The 2232-nt window shown below is 72.4% G+C and carries 2 protein-coding genes; one reads left to right on the top strand and one right to left on the bottom strand.

Going from position 1 to position 2232, the window contains the following annotated elements; all coding sequences use genetic code 11:
* Nucleotides 1-514: class I SAM-dependent methyltransferase (locus PROKR_RS10830; RefSeq protein WP_157602013.1), on the top strand; the 514-nt coding region annotated here is incomplete at its 5' end.
* 79 nt (nt 515-593) lie between these two features.
* Here the strand turns inward: PROKR_RS10830 and polA are convergent.
* Nucleotides 594-2232 (bottom strand): DNA polymerase I (polA, locus tag PROKR_RS10835; RefSeq protein ID WP_084800383.1); only part of this gene is annotated, 1639 nt, incomplete at its 5' end.

Genomic DNA, 2232 nt, shown 5'->3' on the forward strand with positions numbered 1-2232 from the left:
GATGCTGGCGGGGGCTGCGCGCCTGGACGCCGCGACCGGCGTCGTCGTGCCGCGGGTGCAGACCGACGCGCGGGCCCTGCCCTTCGCGGACCGCTCGTTCGACGTCGTCTTCACGTCGTTCGGCGCACTGCCCTTCGTGCCCGACACCGTCCGGGTGCACCGCGAGGCCGCCCGCGTGCTGCGGCCCGGCGGCCGGTGGGTGTTCTCCGTGACCCACCCGCTGCGCTGGGCGTTCCCCGACGACCCGACGCGGCACGGCCTGACGGCCAACCGGTCGTACTTCGACCGGCGCCCCTACGTCGAGGCCGACGCCGCGGGCCGGGTCCTGTACGCGGAGTACCACCGCACGATCGGCGACCACGTGCGCGACGTCGTCGCCGCGGGCCTGCGGCTGACCGACCTGGTCGAGCCGGAGTGGCCGGAGTGGAACGACCAGGTCTGGGGCGGCTGGGGGCCGGAACGCGGCCGCTACCTCCCGGGCACGGCGATCTTCGTGACGGAGCCTGCGCAGTAGAACCTGCCGAGGTGGAACCAGGGCGAGACAGGCCCGCTGGGATTCTGTCTCGCCCTGGTTCTGCCTCGCGAGCAGGATCTCAGTGGCCGGCCTCGTGCCACGTCGCGCCAGTGCCCACCGAGACGTCCAGCGGGACGGTGAGCTCGTAGGCCGCGCCCATCTCGCTGCGCAGCACCTCCTCCGCGGCCTCGCGCTCGCCGGGGAAGACCTCGAGCACGAGCTCGTCGTGCACCTGGAGCAGCAGGCGGGAGGAGAGCTCCCGCTCGTCGAGTGCCTTCTGCACGCGCAGCATCGCGAGCTTGATGATGTCGGCGGCGCTGCCCTGGATGGGGGCGTTCAGCGCCATGCGCTCGGCCATCTGCCGGCGCTGCCGGTTGTCGCTCGTCAGGTCGGGGAGGTAGCGGCGGCGGCCGAGGATCGTGGCGGTGTACCCGGTCGCCCGCGCCTCCTCGACCACGCCCGACAGGTAGTCGCGCACGCCGCCGAAGCGCTCGAAGTAGTCGTCCATGAGCATCTGCGCCTCGCTCGTGGCGATGTTCAGCTGCTGCGAGAGGCCGAACGCGCTCAGGCCGTAGGCCAGGCCGTACGACATGGCCTTGATCTTGGAGCGCATCTCGGGCGTCACGTCGGCCGGGTCGACCTCGAACACGCGCGAACCCACGTAGCGGTGGAGGTCCTCCCCCGAGTTGAACGCCGCGATCAGGCCCTCGTCGCCCGACAGGTGGGCCATGATCCGCATCTCGATCTGGCTGTAGTCCGCGGTCAGCAGGCTCTCGTAGCCCTCGCCCACCCGGAACGCCCGGCGGATCTGCCGCCCGGCCTCGGTGCGGATCGGGATGTTCTGCAGGTTCGGGTCGGTCGAGCTCAGGCGGCCCGTGGCGGCGATCGTCTGCTGGAACGTCGTGTGGATACGACCGTCCGGCGCCACCGACCTGAGCAGCCCTTCGACAGTGGTCCGTAGCCGGGAGACGTCGCGGTGGGCCAGCAGGTGCGCCAGGAACGGGTGCTCCGTCTTGACGAACAGGTCCTGGAGGCTGGCCGCGTCGGTGGTGTACCCGGTCTTGATCTTCTTGGTCTTCGGCATGGCGAGCTGGTCGAACAGCACCTCCTGCAGCTGCTTGGGGCTGCCGAGGTTCACCTCGCGGTCGATCACGGCGTACGCGTCGGCGGCGGCGTCGGCCACCCCCTGGGCGAACTGCTCCTCCAGGCCGGTCAGGTACTCGGTGTCGGCGGCGATGCCGACGCGCTCCATGCGGGCGAGCACGCCCGAGAGCGGCAGCTCGACGTCGTCCAGCAGGTGCGTGGCGTCACGGTCGGCGAGCTCGCCCTCCAGCGCCGTCGCGAGGTCGGCGACGCCCTGCGCGCGCACGGCCTCCGCCTGGCCCTCGGCGTCGCCCTCCAGCGACAGGTCCAGCGCGCCCTGCGCGCCCTCGGGCTCGGCGACCTTGAGCTCGCGGCCCAGGTGCCGCACCGCGAGGTCGCCCAGGTCGTAACCGCGCTGGTCGGGGTAGCAGAGGTAGGCGGCCAGCTCCGTGTCGAAGACGACGCCGTCGAGCTCCAGGCCGCGTGTGGCGAGCATGTGCGCGGCGGCCTTGGCCCCGTGCAGCACCTTGGGCGCGGCCGCGTCGGCGAGCCAGGCCGCGAGCGCCTTCTCGTCGTCGGGCCCGAGCTGGGTGAGGTCGACGTAGGCGGCCTCGGCGCCGGGCTGCGCCACGGCT

Origin of the sequence: Promicromonospora kroppenstedtii DSM 19349 (assembly GCF_000515355.1) — a bacterium.
Lineage (GTDB): Bacteria > Actinomycetota > Actinomycetes > Actinomycetales > Cellulomonadaceae > Promicromonospora > Promicromonospora kroppenstedtii.